Annotated in this window: 12 protein-coding genes; 2 read left to right on the forward strand and 10 right to left on the reverse strand. The window is 45.3% G+C overall.

Going from position 1 to position 16570, the window contains the following annotated elements; all coding sequences use genetic code 11:
• Positions 1-624 precede the first annotated feature (624 nt).
• From R8N49_RS23515 to R8N49_RS23555, 9 genes are all read right to left on the reverse strand, one after another.
• Positions 625-3726: an efflux RND transporter permease subunit gene (locus R8N49_RS23515; RefSeq protein ID WP_186585495.1), complete on the reverse strand. Its 3102-nt coding sequence runs from the start codon at positions 3724-3726 to the stop codon at positions 625-627.
• Entirely contained in the window at positions 3723-5051 is a 1329-nt protein-coding gene (locus R8N49_RS23520) for an efflux RND transporter periplasmic adaptor subunit (RefSeq protein WP_042523281.1), read from the reverse strand. Before R8N49_RS23520 ends, R8N49_RS23515 begins: the two co-directional genes overlap by 4 nt.
• The gene (locus R8N49_RS23525) at positions 5038-5694 is read right to left on the reverse strand and encodes a TetR/AcrR family transcriptional regulator (protein WP_021707693.1); all 657 of its coding nucleotides are present in this window, start codon (positions 5692-5694) and stop codon (positions 5038-5040) included. Before R8N49_RS23525 ends, R8N49_RS23520 begins: the two co-directional genes overlap by 14 nt.
• A 192-nt stretch (positions 5695-5886) precedes the next feature.
• On the reverse strand, positions 5887-6546 hold the full coding sequence (locus R8N49_RS23530; protein WP_017633566.1) for an HAD family hydrolase: 660 nt from the start codon (positions 6544-6546) through the stop codon (positions 5887-5889).
• Between the two features lie 2 nt (positions 6547-6548).
• Positions 6549-7568 (reverse strand): ABC transporter ATP-binding protein, encoded by a 1020-nt coding sequence (locus R8N49_RS23535; protein ID WP_005373862.1) that lies wholly within the window; start codon positions 7566-7568, stop codon positions 6549-6551.
• A complete protein-coding gene (locus tag R8N49_RS23540) occupies positions 7565-8353 on the reverse strand; it encodes an ABC transporter permease (protein WP_017633567.1) in 789 nt (262 codons plus the stop codon). The genes R8N49_RS23535 and R8N49_RS23540 overlap by 4 nt, the downstream gene beginning before the upstream one ends.
• Positions 8354-8355: 2 nt before the next feature.
• On the reverse strand, positions 8356-9246 hold the full coding sequence (locus R8N49_RS23545) for an ABC transporter permease (protein ID WP_017633568.1): 891 nt from the start codon (positions 9244-9246) through the stop codon (positions 8356-8358).
• Complete coding sequence (locus R8N49_RS23550) at positions 9243-10067, reverse strand: alkaline phosphatase family protein (protein ID WP_005373854.1); 825 nt, start codon at positions 10065-10067, stop codon at positions 9243-9245. The genes R8N49_RS23545 and R8N49_RS23550 overlap by 4 nt, the downstream gene beginning before the upstream one ends.
• Before the next feature lie 12 nt (positions 10068-10079).
• Positions 10080-11147: an ABC transporter substrate-binding protein gene (locus R8N49_RS23555; RefSeq protein ID WP_005373851.1), complete on the reverse strand. Its 1068-nt coding sequence runs from the start codon at positions 11145-11147 to the stop codon at positions 10080-10082.
• Positions 11148-11357: 210 nt separating this feature from the next.
• On the opposite strand from R8N49_RS23555, the gene R8N49_RS23560 reads away from it, so the two are divergent.
• Complete coding sequence (locus R8N49_RS23560) at positions 11358-12086, forward strand: UTRA domain-containing protein (RefSeq protein ID WP_005387087.1); 729 nt, start codon at positions 11358-11360, stop codon at positions 12084-12086.
• Positions 12087-12148: 62 nt separating this feature from the next.
• On the opposite strand, the gene R8N49_RS23565 is transcribed toward R8N49_RS23560, so the two are convergent.
• Positions 12149-13735 carry a BCCT family transporter gene (locus R8N49_RS23565; protein ID WP_005373846.1) on the reverse strand — a complete coding sequence of 529 codons (1587 nt, stop codon included), beginning with the start codon at positions 13733-13735 and terminating at the stop codon, positions 12149-12151.
• Between the two features lie 303 nt (positions 13736-14038).
• On the opposite strand from R8N49_RS23565, the gene R8N49_RS23570 reads away from it, so the two are divergent.
• Positions 14039-16447 carry a beta-mannosidase gene (locus R8N49_RS23570; RefSeq protein WP_017633569.1) on the forward strand — a complete coding sequence of 803 codons (2409 nt, stop codon included), beginning with the start codon at positions 14039-14041 and terminating at the stop codon, positions 16445-16447.
• Positions 16448-16570: the final 123 nt, after the last annotated feature.

The raw sequence follows: 16570 nt of genomic DNA on the forward strand, positions 1-16570 counted from the left end.
CCAGCGATTGTCTTTAAAGAAATGGCACTGGCCGCTTGATATTGGCGAGTGTCGCACTTCGCAGTTGAATTCGGGGCATACTACCTCCAAATCCGAAAGGTTGACAAAAAAAGTTGATCCAGAGCGTTCATACTTAACTTAAAGAAAAAAGCCCGCGAAGAATGCTTTCACGGGCGAAAAAAGGGCACCAAATTGGGTGTCTATTCATTTTGGAGGTGGTCGAACGTCCATATAAAACTGACAATAGGCTTGGTGAGAGGCTTACCACCAGCGCGACCAACGAGGCTAAAGTTAACATTGTTGTAATGATTGTTAAAATGTTAATTCTTCAATCAATGTTTTCATTATCGTGAGTTTAAATTGTGAATGTGTTGCCTACGTGTATTTTTACTCTGTGAAATTCCGTTTTTGACAATAAGACATATTATAAATCTTGTGTTGGTTATTTGATTTGGTTATATAAAACTCAACATACTTAATCCTTAACTGTTCATATTCACACTTAATGAGACACAATAACCCTCTGTTTGTTAAGTGATTGTGTGTTTTTTAACGTGTTGGTATTGAACAAAAAGCGACCTAAGCCGCTCTTGTTCATTTTGATAAGTTTACTTATCAGTCGTTTTAGATTTCTTCGTGCTTATGGACTAGGCCGAAGTCAGCTAAAATGGCATACGCAGCAGGGATCATAAACAACACCAGCAGAGTGGATGCGAAAATACCAAACACGATAGAGATAACCAGTGGTTGGATAACCTGTGCTTGCAAACTGGTTTCAGTCAGCAACGGAAGCAAACCTGCTGCAGTGGTCATTGATGTTAGGAATACTGCTCTAAAGCGTTCCCGACTGGCTTTGACTACCGAGTCATGCACATTATCCCCTTCATCCACATGATGGCGTATGTACTGAACTAACAGAATCGAGTCATTCACCACAATCCCTGCTAATGAGACGAAGCCCATCATACTTGGCATACTTAATGAGTGACCGAGTAGGATGTGTCCCCATACCACGCCAATAAAAGCGAGGGGAATCGCAAGCATGACGACGAATGGTTCCAAATAACTGCGGAATTGGTAACTCAGAATCGCAAACACGCCAAACAAACCAAGCAAGAAGCCTTTACCCATTGATGCGCCAGTTTCAGCGGTATCTTTGGCTTCGCCTTCAAAATCAAAGCGAAGACCAGGATACTTTTGCATAAGCTTTGGCGCTTCATCCTGTTGGAACTGACGAATAATGGCGGTTGAGTTGGCTTTCGTATTGTCGATATCGCCGAATACGCTCACGGTGCGCAAGCCATCAATGCGCTGGATTCTTACGTAATTACGTTGGAAATCCAAAGTAGCAATGGTCGCGAGCGGAATTTGACTTCCATCGGACAAGATAATTGGGAAGTTTGCCAATTGCTGTAAGTCACCAGCTTGCGCTTTATCAAGGCGAACTTCGATGGAAATATTTTCTACTCCAACTTGGATTTCGTCTGCGGTTTGGCCAAAGAAAGCCGCGCGCAATTGATTGGCGATGAGTTGGCCGTTAATCCCATAAGCTTCCGCTCCCGGACGCAGTTTAACCAAGACTTCTTCTTTACCCATACGCATGTCATCCAACACGCCATGGACACCGTCAAACTCATTCAAGTATTGCTGAATGTTGATAGAGGCTGCTTTGAGCGCATCAAGATCATCATGTTTCGCTCGAATTTCAATCGCTCGTCCACCCGGCCCCATGGTCGGTTGTTTAAATACCAGCGAGATAGGATCGGCAAGTTCACCAATGTCTTCACGCCATGCATCGATAAATTCATCGATGAGTGTGTTACGACTCTCTGCACCCAGCAAATCCAGACGTACCGTGGCAATGTGAGGGCCAGATTCATTCGCGTCGGCGTTAGCGTTGAATTGACTGGTGATGTGTAGAACCAATGGATTGCCGTCTTCCACTTTCTCTGTCCATTCTTTATCTAGCTTTTGAGCGGAAGCGACGATCTTATCGACGACAGCTTCCGTTTGAGACAGAGAAGAACCCGGAGGAAGAATAATACGCGCTTCTGCAATGTCGCCATCCAATTCAGGGAAGGGTTGGAACTTGAGTAAACCACCTACTAACGTGGCCGCGGAGATAAGAAGCAAGGCAACCACGCCACCCATAAAGGCATAGCGATACTCGACCACTTTATCTACTGCGTTGACCAAGGTGGTGTTGCGGAAGTTTTCAAAAGAAGCGAGCAGCTTTTGTTTGAACTTCGGTGTTTTTCGCTCTTGCTTTTGTTTATGTAGCGAATGAGAAAGGTGGTTAGGTAGGATCAAGAAGGCTTCCACCAAACTCAAACTCAAAACGAGGATCAGAACTTGAGGAACTGCTTTAAGTACCGCACCCATTTCACCTTGCAGGAATAACAAGCTACCAAAAATACACACCGTAGTTAGGAAGGAAGAAATTACCCCTGGCAGTACCTTTTTCACTCCTTTGATAACGGCATCATCGATCTCTTCTCCTCGGTCGAGGTGAGCGGCAATCGATTCGGCAATAACGATGGCATCATCCATCATGATACCGATGGCCATGAGTAACCCGACCAAAGACATGATGTTGATGGACAGGCCAAGTTGCGCCATCAAAAATAAGCCACCCAAGAAGGCTACGGGCAAACCAGCTGCGACCCAAAAAGAGTAGCGAAAACTAAAGAACAACCACATGGTGGCGAAAACCAGAATGATACCTTGCCAACCGTTTTTGACCATCATGGTCAGGCGATCCCAAAGCACGGATGAAAGATCATTGGTCATTTGTAGCATCACACCATCTGGCGCAATGGCTTGTTGTTCTTGGACAAATTGAGCAACACGTTCTTTAATGCGCAGTGCATCGTCTTCTTTGTTTTTGCTGACTTTTAGTAGGGCAGATGGGTGACCATCAAAGAGGACTTTCTGTTCGTCCAATTCAAATCGGTCGGTAATCGTCGCAATGTCTCTTAGACGGATGATTGATCCATTTGGACCAGAGCCCACGACAATAGTCTCAAGCTCTTCTGGTGTCACGCGTCGTTCGTCAAAGCGGATCAGAAAGTTCTTATCTGGCGTTTCGACATTACCACTTGGCAGCTTGACGTTCTGACGACCAATCTGCTCAGCAATATCACCAACACTTAAGCCAAGTTGTCGAATAGCTTGAGTATCTAACTCTACTCGGTATTGGTGGTCAGAGAAGCCTGCAACTTCAACCAAAGACACATCATAATCGAGCTTTAATGTGCGTTTAAGTTGTTCTGCATAGGCTTTTAGCTCTGGCCATGTGGTGTCTGCAGTGATCGCGACATCCACAACGGGCTCATTCCAATCTAGCTCTTGGACCACAGGAGACTCAATTTCTTGTGGGAAGTCATTAATTGAGTTGATTTGAGTCTGAACGTCGACCAACATGCGGCCGATGTCGGCTTCTTCATTCAGTTTTAAGATAAGACGCGAAGAGCCTTCAATCGCTTCACATTGCGTTTCTTCAATGTTAGCAAGGCCATCAACAGCATCTTCCATGCGGACACAGATACTCTCTTCGACTTCTTGCGGGGAAGCGCCAGGGTAAACCACACCAGCTAGGATGTAGGGCGGATCAAACTCAGGAAAGGTTTCCCGCTTAATCGTGGAAAGTGAAGAAATCCCCAATATCAGCAGCGTTAGCATCAGCAAGTTGGCTGCTGTTGGGTGCTTGGCGAAGAATCGGATCATGAATCAGACTCCTCAATAGCCGTTTCTGACTGTTCAGGTGACTCTTTCAATAGCATGCCGTTAATCGCAGGCAGCAAATCGTTGATGATCAGTTTCTGACCTTGCTCCAATTCGCCATCGATCACCACTTGGTTATTTCGGCGATATAACACTTCAACCGTCACGACTTGCAGACGATTGTCATCGCCCATCAGGTAAATCTTATCGCCATGAAGCGCACGCTCTGGGATGACCCAACTCGGGTTCTCTTGTCCCTCAATCAAGGCTCGCACAAACATGCCGTTCACTAGTGGAGGCGCAGAGGTTGGGTTTAATGCACGGTAGTCTTGTTCAATTTCCAGAATCACACCGGCAGTCGCTTGGCTTGGATCAACCGTTTCACTGATGCGTGCAACTTTCGCAGGCCAGCTTGCAGAGAGGTTACCGCTGCTGAGTTCAATGTTGGCATGAATCGCATTCATATCAGGTTGTGGAATACCAGATTCATCACGAACAAACTCACCGATGCTCGCAGCCAAAGTTTGCATGTCATGAATGGACAGTTGAGCTTCAACCTCCATAACATCAATACCATGCCCGGTCACCATGGTCTGTTGTAGATTAACCACTTGCTTTTTCTCAATTTCTACGTCAGCAATACGCAAATCGTAAGGAAGCGTGATGATGGTTTTATCAAGCGAGCGTTCGGCCTCATCCACTTTTGATGCATTAACTTTAACTAGGGCTTCCGCGACTCGTTTCTCATCCGGCATCAAACCAATTTGATTTTCAATATCCAGTACTAACTTACGTTGAGAGAGCGCGCTTTGCTCTTGCTGATCTACATCCGATTGAGACGTTAGGCCTTTTTTACGTAGGTTTTGTTTACGGTCTAACTCTTTGTTGGCGATAACCAGACGGTTGGCTTCTATCTTGAGTGTGCTTTTGAGATTCGCTTCTTCTTGGTTCAGCTTAGCCAGAGAGGTTTGAGCAGATTTGAGATCGGCTTGAGCTTGAACCAGTTTCAGTTCGTAATCGAGTGGGTCGATTCGCAAGATTTCTGTCCCTGCTTGCAACACTTGTCCTTTTTCCAGCTGCGGATGGCGGTAGACCACTTTCCCCGTCACTTCGGCTATCGCTTTCCATTCCACTTTTGGGGCGATCTTGCCAAACCCTATGGCTACTGGAGCAATGGCTTTGAGCTCAAGTGGAATCGTCTCGACCAACCGTGCACGATCTCCAGCGGGTTTTACGGGCAAATCTGGTTTGAGGCTAATCGCCAAAAACAGAATGACGACCCCCACCGCAAGAGCAGGAAAGAACAGCAGCTTTTTATTTATCTTCATATTGGTCGCCCGAGTCTAAAAATCCATGTTTCATCAGTTGTATGTTGTGTTCGAATAATCGGTTCAAGAAGGCTTCAGAAAGTTCAATGCCATGAATGGCGAGCAGTGCTGGTGGTGCCATAAAAGGAAATACCATCAAGCTGATGTAAGAGACGCGACAAAGTTGAGGGTCGGCGTCTTTTCGTAAAACGCCACTGTCGATCAACTTATCAAAGATCACGCCTTGCATTGGCTTACTGATATCTGCGAAGACTTTTTCGAGCAGTTTGCGTTGGGTTTCCGATGGGGGCATATTCATAACTTGGGCAACTAAGCGTGGGAACTGTGGTACCTTGATCATTTCGCGGTAGTAGGTGCGCATTAGATCGAGAAAGTTTTGCTCGTTACTGTTGGATACCAACGTCTGCATCTGCTTTTGCATCGGTGACAGTGTTTCGCGCAACATGGTCTCGAACAAGCCTTCTTTGTTGCCAAAGTAGTAACGAATCATCGCCACGTTCACGCCTGCTTTCTGCGCGACTAGGCGAGTAGAGACCTTGTCATAAGCCATAATGGTGAAGAGTTCGCGCGCGTGGAAAATCAGTTTTTCCCTTGCGTCGATATTATCTGTGGGTCTTCCCGCCCTTCGATGCGCTTCCGTCACAATCTTCTCTCAAAATATTAAACATTTGATTAATTATAAGACGCTGATTTCTCATGCGACATGTGAAAAATTAATCAGTATTTAATCAAGTGATTAATTTGTGATGAAGAGAAGTAAAAAAGAGCAGAAAGAACTGCTCTTTGAACAAATAGAAAAGTATTTACTTAGGAAGAACGGTCTTGTGAGGCTATATCACCCCCAACTTAACACACTCCAATTCGGTCTGTTGGCGTGTTCTTTTAGTTGTGGGCATGGATTTACCAGATAAGCGTAGTTCGCGTATTCACAAAGCGGTAAATCGTTGATTGAATCGGTATAGAAATGGATTTCGGAATAAGGCTCAGGCTGATTTTCTAGCCACTGTTTTAATCGCGTGACTTTGCCTTCACGATAACTCGGGATACCGTCGATTTCAGCAGTATAACGGTTGTTTTTCTCGATTAAATCAATTCCGAGTGCGGTTGGAATATTAAGACGGCGACCAACGGCTTCCACCAAAAAAGTGACGCTGGCAGAGATGATAACCATATCTATACCATCACGAGACAGTTGCTCAATCAGGGTTTTGGCTTGAGGGAACTGTTTAGGCAAAATATGGCTTTCAACACATTCTTCAACCAAGGCGTTTACTTCTTCAATCGGCATGTTTTCTAGTGGCTTCATGGAGAACGCTAGGTAATCTTCCATGTCCATTTTGCCTTCAGAGTACAAGGCCATTAGACGCTGATCTTCCATAATAAATAAAGGATCAGTCGCGATGCCTTTCTCAACCATAAACTCGTTCCAAATCATTGCGCAGTCAGCGTTTATTAGGGTTTCATCCATATCAAAAACATACAAAGGTTTGGACATGTTTAGGCTCTCACTGGTTGAATTTCGTTTAGGTTAAAGAGTAGCTCTAGTTGGCTGCCATTCGCTAGTAAGCGTTCTGAAGAGCGGTTAAGCAAGTCAACAGTGAGCTCACACTCTTCAACGTTCACTTGATAGCGAATAACATTACCTAGAAGCTGGTGGTTGGTGATCGTACCTACTTGTGGCGCTGAGATGTGGCTATCATATTGACGACCTTGCTCTTTTACATATATAGACTCTGGGCGAATCGCCACTTTCCATTCGGTATCAATGTTGAAGAGTTGCTTGGCTTTATTGGCCTCTACAAGGTTGTAGTGCCCCATGAAACCGGCCACAAACTCGTTAGCAGGATGAGTATAGATTTCTTCAGGTGTTCCTGCTTGAACAATTTCTCCTTTACTCATTAGGAAGATACGATCAGACATAATCATCGCCTCTTCTTGGTCATGAGTTACGAAGATAGTGGTGAGATTCATCTCTTTCTGAATATCTCGGATTTGCTGACGAAGGTGTTTGCGGATTTTGGCATCAAGCGCAGAAAGTGGTTCATCAAGCAATAATATGCGAGGTTTCACCACCAACGCTCGAGCGAGTGCGACACGCTGGCGCTGACCGCCAGAAAGTTGATGCGGATAGTGTTTTTCTTTACCTGCCAGATCCACCAGTTTGATGACTTTAGCCACTTCACGTCGAATATCATCATTCGCAAGCTTTTTCATTTTTAAGCCAAATGCAATGTTGCCTTCGACGGTCATATTGGGAAACAGCGCATACGATTGAAAGACCATCCCAATACCACGCTCTTGCGGGACTTGATGCGTGATATCTTCTCCGTTTACCCAAATCTCGCCTCCATCGACAGGGTTAAGCCCAGCAAGGCTGCGAAGTAGTGTCGATTTACCACAACCGCTAGGGCCTAAAAGCGTAATGAATTCACCTTGCTCGATGTTAAAGTGAATGTCCTCAAATACGGTGTTATCACCAAAACGTTTAGTCAGATTTTTCGCTGTTACGTAGCTCATTGTTTGACTCCTCGGCTGAAACGACTTGCCAACCAAGTCAGTAAAAAAATAAATAGGAAGTAGGTCATCACTAAGGCAGACGTAAAGTGGCCGCTCGTCTGACGCATGTTATACAAGTAGATTTGCAGGGTTTCATAACGTGTGCCGACTAAAATATTGGCGAACACAAACTCTCCCAATAGAAATGAAAATGAAAGGAAAAGCGATGCCATCAGTCCTTTTTTGAGGTTAGGTAAAATGACCATCAAAAACGCTTTGGTTGTGCTTGCCCCTAGCAAGTGTGCAGCGTCCATTAAATCGTTAAGGTTAATTGCTTCGAAGCTATTAGAAATCGCACGATACATGAACGGTAACGCGATGGTGAAGTAAGTACCTACTAGAATCCAAGGAGTACCGATAAGGGAGATTTCACTGTCAGCATAAAGTTGAAGCAAGCCGACGGAGGACACCACTGGTGGTACAGCGAATGGTAGCAAAATCAATACGTTCATGAGCTTATCGAGCTTCGGAAAGTAGTAAAACACCACGAATATCGCTGGCAGAACCAGAAGCACACTGAGGGTTAGCGAAGCAATACAAATAAACAGCGAACGCCCAAACGCTTGCAAAAAGCGTGGGTCGGTCAGCAATTTAACGTACCAATCAAAAGTGAAACCATCTGGAAGCACCGTGGCACCCCAGCGTGATGAAAGCGAATAGACAAAGGTCGCTAAAATCGGGATGAGCATGATCCCAACAATGGAATAAACCACCGTTTTATGGAATCGAGTATTAACGTTGTTCATGACTACTTCCTACCTGCATAGCTTTTCGAAATGAGCCATTGGTTAATCACTGTGATAAAGGCAAGTAACGCCATTAGAATCACCGAAATTGCAGCGGCGAGATTAGGTTCAAGGAACAGGTCTCCCGATACCAGACTCGCAATTCGAATTGTGATGACGTTATAGTTACCGGAGGTCAGCGCATAAACACTCGCATATGCGCCGATTGCGTTGGCTATTAAGATAATAAAGGTACCGAATAAGGCTGGTGAGAGCACTGGCAGAGCGATTTTCGCCCAATACTGTGATGTTTTGGCTCCCAGTAGCGCAGCAGCTGCTTGCCAATCATCACTCAACGCATCGAACGCAGGGTAGAGCAACAACACCGCCAGCGGGATTTGGAAGTAGATGTAAATTGCCAGCAGGCCCCATTTACCATAAAGGTCGAAATCACCGAGTAAGCCATACTGCTTGAGCAAAAGGGTAATCGCCCCATTGGTGCCCAAAATAATAATAAAAGCGAATGACAGAGGTACGCCTGCAAAGTTGCTGCTCATGTTCGTAAACGCAATCACACCGTCGCGGACTTTAGAATCGACTCTGCGCAGAGAAGAGACCAACAGAGTCGCAATGGCTAAGCCAAAAATGCTCGACCACACAGCTAACCACAAACTGTTGCCAAACGCCTGCATCATAAAGGCGGAGTCGAGCACTTCAATGTAGTTATCGAAGGCAAACTCGCCATCGTAGATAAAGCTGTTTAACAGCACCCAAATCATCGGTGCGAGTTGAAATAGATAGAAAAACAGTGCGAAAGGTGCCAACCAAATGGCTGGCTTAAAGCGCTTTAACCAAGTACTTGCCAAATTTGAACGTGATTCGCTAGAGCTTGGGGAGAGGACTGAACTGCTCATAGTGCTAACAATTCCTGAGTGTATGGCTTCGTGTGGTCAAGGTTTAGCAATTGACAAACGGTGCCACAAATATCAGTTTGCTTAATATGACAATCTTGATGGGTAAACTTATCACCAATGACAAACAGGGGAACTTCTCGTTCTTCAGGTAAAATCCCACCGTGAGAAAGATCGTTGTTCATGCCATGATCGCTGGTCACAATGATTTGATACCCATCAGCAAGCCATTGATCGATGTAGTTGGAAAGAATAATGTCTGCACCTCGCGCACAATTGCGGTATTGGCGAGAGTCTAGGCCAAACTTATGTCCTGTATCGTCGATATTCATCGGATGGATCAATAAGAAATCAGGTTGATAGTTGCGGCGTAAATACTCTGCGTCCAGGAACAAGGCTTCATCAGGATAATGATCCCAATGGTAAAAGCAGCCGTGCTGGATATTCAGGGTTTCATCATGCGTGAAACGATCGCGAACAGGTTCAAATGGCGCGCGATTATAAAGCTCACTTACCCAGTGGTAGGCAGCCGCAGCGGTCACTTTTCCTTGGGCTTTTGCCAAACTGAAAATGGAATCGTGTTTGGATAGACGAACGATATTGTTGTTTACGATGCCGCTTTCTACAGGGCGAACGCCCGTTAAAATGCACTCATAAAGTGGGCGAGACATAGAGGGCAGCTCACACTGCACAGGATAAAGCGTTGCGCGAGTTTCTTGTTGGGAACGACTTTGTTCTAGAAGACCATTGAGGTAGCCCATGCAATCACGGGCTACCTGATAGTTCAGTCCATCTAGAACAACAAGGATGACCTTATTGCTCATAACGACTTACTCTTATTGCTGGTGGATTAAGACACTTTCTTGCCATTGACGTGGCAGCTTACGTGCGGACTTTTCCCAAGCTGAGAAGTCAGTCACTGGGTGTACATTGCTGTATTGGTCATTAGCAATTAGCTTGTCTTGCACTGCTTGAGGCAGTGTGATGTTGGTGCGGATTGGACGCGCATAACCTTCTGCTAAGTTGATTTGCCCTTGATCGCTGAAGATGTATTCACGAGCAAGCTTTGCTGCATTAGGGTTCTTCGCGTATTTATTGATTATGGTTGTATAACCAGAAATCACAGAGCCATCTTGAGGAATGCTCACTGTAAAGCGGTCGCGGTCAATTTTGTCGCGGTAGTTCAATGCATTGAAGTCCCACATGATCGCCACTTCCACTTCGCCTTTTTCTAGGTTGGCGATGTTCGGATCGGTAAATGAAAGACGACCTTGCTTCGCGAGTTCAGAAAAGAATTTGAGCGCAGGCTTGAGGTTGGATTCGTCCCCACCGTTGGCGAACGCTGCGGCGAGAACCGCGTTGTTTGCCTGTGCTGCTACGCCTACGTCACCTACGGTCACTTTGTAGTCGCCTTTTAATAGGTCATCCCACGTTTTTGGCGCGTCTTTTACGAGGTTATTGTTGGAGATAAAAGAAATAGTGCCAGTGTAAGCAAGTGCCCAATGACCATCTTCGTCTTTTGCCCAATCTGGGATGTCATTCCAAGTTGTTGGTTTATATGGCTGAGTGACGCCTTTTTTAACCGCTACACGTGCGAAGGCAAAGCCTACGTCACCAATGTCTGCGGTCGCGTTTTTCTTCTCAGCTTCGAATTTTGCGATTTCTTGAGCCGAGCTCATATCCGTGTCTTGGTGCTTAAGGTTGTAATTTGACTTTAAATCAGCCCAAGTGTCTTTCCAGTTTGCCCAACTGTCAGGCATACCCACACTGTAAACCGCCCCTTCTTTTTGTGCTGCTGCTACCAAAGATTCAATATCGGCTTCTTTCGCTACTGTTGGCGTAGCGAGCGTTACCGCAATGATTGCCGCTGGTGCGGTAATTGAACGACTTAGCAAAGTTTTCATTGTCTCCATCCTTCTGGACTAGGTCAGTAAGTTCGCTTTGTATGCTATGGATGGAATGTGACGATTTAGCGCAAGTAATTTGACAGTTTTGCTGATTTTATATGGCACTTATATTTCATACGTTCAGTATGTGTTCTGTTGATTAATGTCATATTTTTGTTACGTAAACGCCTTATGTTATTCGTCAAATTATCCTTGGACTAGATCAGAATGAGAGCGACAGGCACCGGACAATTTGGTACCCAATTAGGAAAAATTAGAAGCAGCTTAAAACAGCAGATTCTTTCCGGCATCATGTCGGAAGGACAAAAACTGCCGTCAGAGAGAGAGCTCAGTGAGCTGTTTTCTACGACTCGAATCACAATCAAAGATGCGTTGGTGTCTTTGGAAACGGAAGGTCTTATTTATCGAGAAGAGCGCCGGGGTTGGTATGTATCTCCTGAGCGTATCTGTTACAACCCGTTGTCTCGTTCTCACTTCCATCAGATGATTCGAGAGCAGCATCGTATTGCAGAAACTAAGCTACTCAACGTGCGAAGTGAAATGGCCGCAGGTGAGTATGCCAAATCGTTAGAGGTGGAGCGAATTACCCCAATTTATGTAATTGAACGGTTACGTTTTATTGATGGGCGAGCGGTATTGTTTGTTGAGAACGTGCTCAAAGCGGCACTGTTTGAGGGTATATTGTCTGAGAACCTCACCATGTCCCTGACAGGCATTTATCGTGAGAAGTATGGTTACGAGACAAAGCGCTCTCGTTTTGATGTGATTCCCACGTCAGCTCCTGCTCATGTCGCTAAGGCGTTGAACCTAGCTGAAGGACAACCCGTTCTGAAAATTCGGCGGGTAAACTACAAACAAGATGGGCATTTAATGGACTGCGAATTCGAGTATTGGCGTCCAGACGCAGTGATGATTCGCATTGATAGCGTAGGATAAAGCGCAGAATTAAAAAGAGCCCAATGAAGGGCTCTTTTTCGCATATTGGTTAGAGAGGCGGTTTAAACGAGGCCTTGCTCTTTTGCCATTCTGCTTGCAATGCCGGGTGCTTTCCAAATGCTTGGCAGCAAAATGAAAGACACAGGCACGGCAGTAATTACAATGAAAGACTGCAATGCAGAAATACCACCAGAGCCCATTGAGATAAGCGCAATAGCGACAATACCCATAATCAGCCCCCAGAACGAGCGAATCACTGCGTTTGGTTCTGTTGAGCCCGTCATCACTACACTGATTGTGTAAGTCATCGAGTCACCCGTCGTCACGATAAATGTTGTCGTTAAGATCAGGAACAGAACCGAAATGATCATTGGGTAAGGTAATTCACCAGTAATCGCTAGCAGTGCTGCGGGCAAGTTAAAGCCTTCAAACGCAGATGAAATCAAACCAGGGTTATCAAGTTCAAACGCAAGGCCACTGCCACCAACGATACTAAACCAGAAGCAAGTAATCAGCGGTGCCGCGATGCTAATAGACATGATTAATTGGCGAATTGTACGACCACGAGAGATACGAGCAATAAAGATCGCCATCATTGGGCCATAACCGATAAACCAACCCCAGAAGAATACTGTCCACCAACTTAGCCAGCCTGTATCACCACGGTAAAGTGCCATAGGGAAGAAGTTATCCACCATACGACCAACGCCTTGCACGTAGCCATCAACGATAAAGCTTGTCGGCCCGAAGAACAGGATGTAACCAATTAATAGTACAGACAAAATAATGTTGTAACGACTGACGATTTGAATACCCTTGCTCAAACCGCTCAGTGCGGAAAGGGTATACATCAGGATCGCCGCCATAATAACCATACTTTGCGTTACGAACGTATCTGGCAGGCCAAACAATGAGTTTAGCGCGTAGCTAATTTGTAAACCTAAGAAGCCGATAGGACCGATGGTTCCTGCTGCTACTGCAATGATGCTACATGCGTCAGCAACATCACCAATCCAGCCTTTAATGGCTTTATCACCAAACACAGGGTAAAGCAGAGTACGCGGCTTAAGAGGCAGGCCTTTATCGTAATGCAAGTGCATTAAGACAATGGAAGATAGACCACCAAGGATCGCCCAAGCTAAGAAGCCCCAGTGCATAAAAGACTGAGATAGGGCATTGATTGCGGCAGTTTTCGGTGAGGCTTCCCCGTATAGAGGCGGAGCAGTCACAAAGTGCGCGATAGGCTCAGCTGCGGCCCAGAACACACCACCACCTGCAAGTAGAGTACAGAGTACGATTGACAACCACTTAAAGTTATCAATATCAGGTTTCGCTAGACCACCTAGGCGCACATAACCAGTGCGACCAAACGCAAGAGCCAAACCAATTAGGAAATTCAGAAGAAGCAGTACTTGCCAGTAAGCTCCGAAATATTTAGTAGCAAAGCCGAAGCCGGTGTTAACCATTGCGGTTAGAGAGTCGGTATTCGTTAGAGCAAGTAAAACGAATAGAGTGAGGAAGCTACCACTTAACCAAAAGACAGGATTGGTGAGTTCGAGGCGCTTGAGTAAAGATGGGGGATGAATAGCAGAATAGTCAGCATCCTGAATAGGCGCTGTGTGGGAGGCGGCATTCGTCATATTTGACATAATTACTTCGCTTTTTAGGGCTATGAAGCCGTGCATTTCCCCTCACATCGTTTCAACGAAAAGTGTGAGGATGTTCAAAAAGCCGATGATGTTAACATGTCGAAGTTGCAAATATAACCTTAGATTTCGATTAATTTTTAACAGGTTAGCCAAGTTGCTGATTTTTGGGTAGAGATCAAAAGAAAGAGTTTTTACGTGAAATGCACCGCATTTCGTATGTAATTAACATTTCCCTTTTTTTTGCATGGGTTTATCAGGATTACATTGAGAAAACATGTTTTTCCCAAGCTAAGGTTTAACTCGATGGCTCACTTCGAACTTAACGGGCAGTGGATGCTTACCTCGCCACAGCGCCCCAATCTTGAAATTCCAATGTTTATTCCGGGCGATAATGTGTCGGCGCTTTTACAAGCAGAGCAGATTCCAGATCCTTATTTTGCCGATAATGAAAACAAAGTTCGATGGATTGAAGAGTGTGAGTGGCATATCTCACGTGAGTTTGACGTCGACGCGTTTACGTTGTCTGCCAAGCAAATTTGGATGACGCTAACTCGTGTCGATACATTGGCAACCTTCTATGTTAATGGTGAGCTAGCACTAACTTGCAGCAACATGTTTACCCAGCAACGTGTGGATATTAAACCGCATTTAAAGCAAGGTACTAACACGATTCGGGTTGAGTTTGCTCGGGCGGATTTAGAAGGTATCGCAAGAGCAAAAAAACTGCCATTTCCTATTCCATCGGCAATGGGCAACAACCAAATTCCACACATGAACTTGATCCGCAAAACACAATGCCATTCCGGATGGGACTGGGGCATTTGCTTGATGGTATCGGGTATTTACGACCCCATTCAAATCGACATTGTGAATGAGCTTTGGCTCAAAGGCTTCTCGACAGAGCAGCAATGGCAAGCCGATGGGAGTGTGTTTCTTGATGTAGTAGTTGAAGTGGAAACGGACAGTCAACGCCATGAAATGATTGTTGAATTTAATGGTGAGCGTCAATGTATTCAAACAAAAGGAAGTGATCACTATCATTGCCAGTTCCACATTTTTGAGCCTCAACGCTGGTGGCCATCGGGTTATGGCGAAGCGTATCTCTATCCCATTACCATTTCTTGCAGAGAGCAAAAGTTAACGCACAACATTGGTTTGCGTCAGTTAACCCTAAATAACCAAGCTGATGAGCACGGCTCTGCAATGGAATTTATCGTCAATGGCGTACCGATTAATGCTAAAGGCGCCAACTGGATCCCTATTGACGCAATGCCGGGGCGAGAGTGCGAAACACGTTATCGCAACCTTTTGCAAAGTGCGGTTGATGCCAACATGAACATGATTCGCGTATGGGGCGGTGGTCAGTACGAGAGTGAAACCTTTTATAACCTTTGTGATGAACTTGGCTTGTTGGTGTGGCAAGACATGATGTTCGCCTGCTCGTTGTACCCATCAAACGACGAGTTTTTAAAAGAGGTAGAAGAAGAACTTAGATTCCAAATCCCGAGGCTCAAGGAGCACCCATCAATCGCACTTTGGTGTGGTGACAATGAAGTGATTGGAGCTATTGGTTGGTATGACGAATCTAAGCGCAGCAAAGTCAAATACACGGTAAACTACGATCGCCTCAACCGCATGATTGAGAAGGAGATTACCGAGCGAGATAGCACTCGCCGTTTCTGGCCAAGTTCCCCATGTAATGGTGAACTGGATTTCGGTGATGCGTGGCATGATGATAGTAAAGGCGATATGCACTTTTGGGACGTTTGGCATTCAGGAAAATCATTCAGTGCCTACGTTGACGTGAATCCTCGTTTTTGCTCTGAGTTTGGTTTTCAATCTTGGCCATCTTTTGCTGAAGTTAAGCGGTTTGTCCCTGAGCAAGACTGGAATATTACATCCCCAACTTTCGAACAACATCAGAAGAACCCTCGAGGTCATAGTATTATCACAGAGATGTTCACGCGCTATTTTCGTTTTCCCTCTGGATTTGAGAGTATGCTGTATTTAAGTCAAGTTCAGCAGGCAATCGCGATCAAAACTGCATGCGATCATTGGCGTGCCATTTCTCCAGTTTGTCGCGGCATGCTGTACTGGCAACTCAACGACAATTGGCCTGTCAGTTCTTGGTCTAGTTTGGAATACAGTGGTCGATGGAAGCAGTTGCACTACCATGCAAAACGCTTTTTTGCGCCGCAGTATTTGGTATTTTCCGAGCATACAGGCATGTTGAGCCTACATTTGCTCAATGATGCCAAAGAGTCCGCAAGCGTCAACGCACTGCTTAAGTGGGTAGATTGGCAAGGGGAAGAAAAGCAATGTTGGAGCTTAGAACAAACAGTCATAGCAGACAGCAATACGATTTTGTGGCAGTTGGATGAATTGATCGAGAAGGATGAACTTACGTCAGGCTTCTTCTATGTTGAAGCGCAAATCGGTGAAGACAGAATAAGCAACACATGGTTTAGTACTCACGAGCTAAAAACCTTGCCGATAGCGAAAGCCAATATAGATGTCTCTATTGAAGGGAGGCGAATTACATTGATTGCGGATAAGCCTGCGTTTTTTGTTCATTTGGAGAGTGATGCTGATGGAAGATTCAGTGACTCCAGTTTTACTCTGTTGGTCAACGTTCCAATGACGGTTGAGTATTTAGGTGATGATGTTTCAGGTATGCAGCAGTCGTTGAGGGTATGCCACCTTAATGATTAAAGCGGGCATAGAACATCTATATGCTGATAACTAAAAAGGGAGCGTTTGCTCTAATGCCGATCAGTTAAGACTTTAATCGGCAGATCAGTTGAATGATCCTACCAACATGTAACAATCCGATAG

Source organism: Vibrio sp. 1978 (assembly GCF_033344345.1).

Coding starts and splice junctions, on each gene's coding strand:
- R8N49_RS23530 (WP_017633566.1), bottom strand. CDS start 6,546: ATGTCCAAACCTTTGTATGTTTTTGATATGGATGAAACCCTAATAAAC.
- R8N49_RS23520 (WP_042523281.1), bottom strand. CDS start 5,051: ATGAAGATAAATAAAAAGCTGCTGTTCTTTCCTGCTCTTGCGGTGGGG.
- R8N49_RS23555 (WP_005373851.1), bottom strand. CDS start 11,147: ATGAAAACTTTGCTAAGTCGTTCAATTACCGCACCAGCGGCAATCATT.
- R8N49_RS23550 (WP_005373854.1), bottom strand. CDS start 10,067: ATGAGCAATAAGGTCATCCTTGTTGTTCTAGATGGACTGAACTATCAG.
- R8N49_RS23565 (WP_005373846.1), bottom strand. CDS start 13,735: ATGTCAAATATGACGAATGCCGCCTCCCACACAGCGCCTATTCAGGAT.
- R8N49_RS23570 (WP_017633569.1), top strand. CDS start 14,039: ATGGCTCACTTCGAACTTAACGGGCAGTGGATGCTTACCTCGCCACAG.
- R8N49_RS23545 (WP_017633568.1), bottom strand. CDS start 9,246: ATGAGCAGTTCAGTCCTCTCCCCAAGCTCTAGCGAATCACGTTCAAAT.
- R8N49_RS23540 (WP_017633567.1), bottom strand. CDS start 8,353: ATGAACAACGTTAATACTCGATTCCATAAAACGGTGGTTTATTCCATT.
- R8N49_RS23535 (WP_005373862.1), bottom strand. CDS start 7,568: ATGAGCTACGTAACAGCGAAAAATCTGACTAAACGTTTTGGTGATAAC.
- R8N49_RS23560 (WP_005387087.1), top strand. CDS start 11,358: ATGAGAGCGACAGGCACCGGACAATTTGGTACCCAATTAGGAAAAATT.
- R8N49_RS23515 (WP_186585495.1), bottom strand. CDS start 3,726: ATGATCCGATTCTTCGCCAAGCACCCAACAGCAGCCAACTTGCTGATG.